This is a genomic window from Flavobacterium sp. T12S277 (assembly GCF_048514875.1).
Classification (GTDB): Bacteria; Bacteroidota; Bacteroidia; order Flavobacteriales; family Flavobacteriaceae; genus Flavobacterium.
Genome location: NZ_JBLYEG010000044.1, coordinates 1 through 4,679 on the forward strand (window position 1 = coordinate 1; position 4,679 = coordinate 4,679).

General features: G+C 30.6%; 2 protein-coding genes and 1 pseudogene. 1 reads left to right on the forward strand and 2 read right to left on the reverse strand.

Annotated elements, in window-relative coordinates; all coding sequences use genetic code 11:
- Positions 1 to 169: 169 nt before the first annotated feature.
- Complete coding sequence (locus tag ACN1CN_RS22525; protein ID WP_419137904.1) at positions 170 to 568, reverse strand: hypothetical protein; 399 nt, start codon at positions 566 to 568, stop codon at positions 170 to 172.
- Positions 569 to 2,201: 1,633 nt separating this feature from the next.
- Positions 2,202 to 3,152, reverse strand: a complete 951-nt coding sequence (locus ACN1CN_RS22530; RefSeq protein ID WP_419137906.1) for a zinc metalloprotease — start codon at positions 3,150 to 3,152, stop codon at positions 2,202 to 2,204.
- An 812-nt stretch (positions 3,153 to 3,964) separates the two neighbouring features.
- Between ACN1CN_RS22530 and ACN1CN_RS22535 the strand changes: the two are divergent.
- Positions 3,965 to 4,503, forward strand: a pseudogene (locus ACN1CN_RS22535) (DUF6088 family protein).
- Positions 4,504 to 4,679: the final 176 nt, after the last annotated feature.

Sequence of the window (4,679 nt, forward strand, 5' to 3'; positions counted from 1 at the left end):
TGTTTCATAGAAATTAGCATTAGGATCAGTCATCATTTCTTTCCATTTCGGATTTTCACGAAACTCTTTCAATTTTTGCTTTCCAATCTGAGATTGCGCAATCGACAATTGCAAAAAGAACAACAATAGAAATAATATAATAGTAGGTTTTCTCATTTTATAATAAATTTTAGGATTGGTTATCTCTCTTAAGGTGGATAAAATGTAAATTAACTTTTTCTACAGTTTTTGTTCGTATGACACCTATTTTACTTACCCAGATACCCCCTGTGTAACTGATTATTCCAGTGAAAATGTCTGGGTTATTAAGCTGCAACGGAATTTTTTCTTTACCACAAACAAAAGCAAGGCTCCGCGTGTGAATTGAAAAAAATTGATGGCGAATTTTTGTAGATCTTTTTTTCCATTCTTTAAAGTCCTTAAGATCTCCATCAAGGCTATCTTCGGCGGTAGCAAAGCAAACCGTGCCAGCTGGAGTAAATACTACATTCCATTTTTGGTCAATCACTTGATCTATTACATAAGGAACTCCCTTATTACTGCAATTTTGGCTGTTGACAAAATTCATCTTCATTAAGGTTGATTCTTATATTCAGTTTTTCCTTTCGTTGTTTAGTTTTATCCAGGCTTGTATTATGCTTAAGCTCTCAAAATCACTTCTACTAAAGCAATCTGAATATTTTTTCTTGTAAAGTCTTCTCCATTGCTCTTGAATTTCACGATGAGCCCAATAAGATTTTCGCAAAACTAAGAGAAAGTAAAGATGCTTTGTTCATGATCCTTTCCAGCTCTCAAAGACTTGATCCATCTTTTTAATTAAATAGTCAGCTTTAATATCCTTTTTGTATAAAAATGCCTCTTGGGCTGTATTGGGAAATTCTCGGATATAGTCTTTATAGAGGCTGTCTAATGCATCAGAGTCTTTATTTTTTTTTAATTAACGATTCCAAAAAAGTATAATACGCCCTTAATTCCTTTGAGTCGTTTACATGACAATCTTCCCTATTTTCTACCAAAAACAACACTGCATTCAGTTTTTTAAGTATCCGCTGTGGGATGACTGTAATGATCTGCCGTTTTCTGTAGTTCAGTACTAAAATTCTGTTTGGGAGAATTCTAAGAAACTATTCCAAATAAAATAAATAACATACTATCCATTTCCCTATTTTGCAGAATTCTACAAGTTGTTTTAACTAAAAAATTCATGTTTTTTTACTTTACATTATTTCATTTCTTAACATGTTTTTTTGGGGTCGTATTTAAAACATTAACAACACATTGTACTTTGCAAAGGTATAGTGGTTCAGAAATAAATTAAAACAAAACACATAGAAATAATTCTACAACAATATAGTATTATCTCTATAAAACAAGTAAGAACCGATATATTTTATATAAAACTCAGTTATCTCTCACTTAAGATTATAGTTAATTCGTTCCTTTTTATTTTTTATAAGATAGTATTGCAATAAATGCTAAAAATATGTGACAAAACTAGTAAGCGAAACGAATAAACTTTTTTTTAATAATAACTTTTAAATAGTTAAGTAAATCTCTAACAAAACTCAAAAGTTTTCAATGAAAATACATTCCTAATATAGCTACCATTAGAGATAACGATCTTCCAAAAATAACAGATCTCAATAAGTTTCTCACTCAATGATGATATTGGACTCAAAATATTATAGAAAGTTCAAGTAATCACTTATTTTGTAGTTACATTTTTACTATTTTTCTCTTTAATAATAAATAGTTTTGATTTTAATGAGGAATACTTGTATGTAAAAATTCATTAAAGATTTATTTTTCATCTGAAGTAAATGATATAATAATAATAATAATAATAATAATAATAATTCAAAGAATAATTTTAGATACATCTTTTCTTATGGGCAATTAATGGGTTGTAGGTCGTTACCCAAGATCATGTCTAAATTGTTTATTTTAGTTCGAATAGGAGATATATTACAAATGTTAATTCAACCTGAAACAAAACTCAATACATAGATTTGTTTTTTTCGTACCTAATAGCTCTAAAATTCCGTTCGAAATGGTTTTGGATGCAATCTAGTTTACTTTCATTAGAGTCTAGATATAGAAAAAAAGGGGGAAAGATTATATTTATAAAACAAAAAAAAGCGAGATAGTTAAATCTCGCTTTTAATAATTATTAACGCGTTATGTTATATAGTTTTAATTTTTTAGATACCAAAAGCAGCTCTAGGTCCACCTGGTAAAAATACTGCAGCCATTCTGTTTTTTTGACCTTCTGTAAACATGTACATTGCATCATCGTCTGTATAATCCATGTAGTTCATAGTCATTTCTACAGGAGTTCCTTTACAAGTACTATAGTGGGGATAAGCAGGTGCTCCGAAATTTTTTGTATTGTGTAAAGGTGTATCATCTACTAAATCACTTCCACAAGTTGCATCTCCCCAAATGTGCTTTAAGTTCATCCAGTGGCCAACTTCGTGAGTAGCAGTTCTTCCTAAATTCAGAGGAGCATTCGCTGCACCAGATAATCCGAAATATTTAGAATCAATTACAACACCATCAGTTGCAGATTTCCCTCCAGGAAATTGAGCATATCCTAGGGTTCCACCACCAATTGTACAAACCCAGAAGTTAAGTTTTTTAGTTGGAGATGTTGGAGCAATGCCACCACTAGCAGTTTTTTTCATAGGGTCTTCTTCTCCCCATGAAACTTTTATTGTAGATTTTCTGTTGATTTTTTCTAAAACAAAACTAATTCCAACATTTGCTTTAACTCCAGCAAATAATGCAGGAACCTTTTTGTAATCAGCATTTTGAGCATTGAAATCTTTGTTTAATATGTCAATTTGACTTTCGATTTGTGCGTCAGAAATGTTTTCTGCTTCAGTTCTGTATAATACATTTACAATAACTGGAATTTGAATCTTTCCTTTTACCAATTTACCTGTTAGTAATTTATTTTCTGTAAATGCTTCGATTTCATTCATTCTGATAGCCAATGTAGGGTCGGCTTTTAATTGAGCTTCGAGAACATCTTGTGTAGCGCAACTACGTTGAGTAATTGCTGAAGTTTGAACATCTGTTGATTCTGTTTTGTCATTTTGGCATGAATGTAGAATTAAAACTACAAATGCGGATAAAACAATTTTTCTCATAATAGATTGTGATTTTGTTATAAAATTTTACTTTTGTTAATAATTAACACAATTTTATAACAAAATATTTAACACGCAAAAATTTTAAATTATTTATTTGTCAGTTTTTTAGGAATCCCTTACATTATGTGGTTTTTATCAAAAAACTTTATCTTGAATTATGAGGTAAATTCATACAAAACAACACTAGCAGCTTATAAAATATATATACTGCTGTTTTTTCCAAAACATATTTCTATGAACTATTTGATTCGAAATTTTTAATAATTCTTCAGAAATTCCATATAACTCGCTCCCAATTATTAGAGCATTTTTTAATGCAATTTAGATAGTAAAGTTAAAAGCGTAGATATTAAACTACAAAAAGGTGGACATTTAACGCTTCATTGTTGTCAAATCTTTGATCGTTTAACAAAATAATATACTCGTAATAATAATTCTTTTCCCTGTCAAGGAATTAAAGACTAACAAAACAAATCAAAAAAGATATAAGATTAAAAAATAAGTTCATCCCAATACTTGATTTTATGATAGAACGAGGATCAATATACGCTTACGTAATAAGAAAAAGTATTTTATAACTTTTATCAATAGGTAATTATAAAATTTCCATTTAGCTTTTGTGCATTGAGAAATTAATAAGTTATAATGCGTCTCAAGATCTGTCTAATTTCAGTTTTCGGAAATTTGAATAAATGTGCAACTTGTTTTTGCCTGCGATTTCGAAAAAAAAATAAAATGCCGCAAATATTTACTACATTCGCGACAAATAACATGCATTAAAAATACTTAAAATCACTGAAGATAAAGTAATTGAGGGATTCAAAAAACCAAGAGGAGTACTGTGTTTTACAAATGAGTTCCTCCGCTTTGGAATCGCTAAAAACATCTGTAAAACACTGGAGAGACTTGTTGATAAAAATAAAATTACCAAAATTACCTGAGGTATTTATACCCGTCCAGAAATCAACAAGCAACCTGGCATTACACTCACACCTTCGACAGAAACCATAGCCAGGGTAATTGCCCGCCGCGACAGAGCACGCATCATACCTACGGGCAATATGTACTGAATGTACTTGGGCTTTCTGTACAAATACCAATAAATGCTGTTTGCCTTACCGATGGAGCTGTCAGAAAAATAACGACTGAAAAAAGAACAATTCTTTTCAAAAAAACAACCTCTCAAAATTTAGCAGCTATTGAGAAAATTAGTACAATGGTCATCCAGGGACTTAATGCATTGTGGAAAAATGAACTTACCGAGAATGAAACCTCACAAATAGTTGAAATCCTTAAAAAAGAAAAAACTCAACGGCTGCGTCACGATATGCGCTTAGCTCCTGAATGAATCAGAACTATCATGGAAACAGCATTACCGCAAAATCAAAAAATGTGACACAAAATTATATTTTGATTGATATTACTTTTGTATGCATTATAACCATAGTCAGACTGTTGTCGCTTTTGACACACACAGCATTTATATCTTTGGTTTCCGTTGGATTGAAATCCATTCTTTATGCA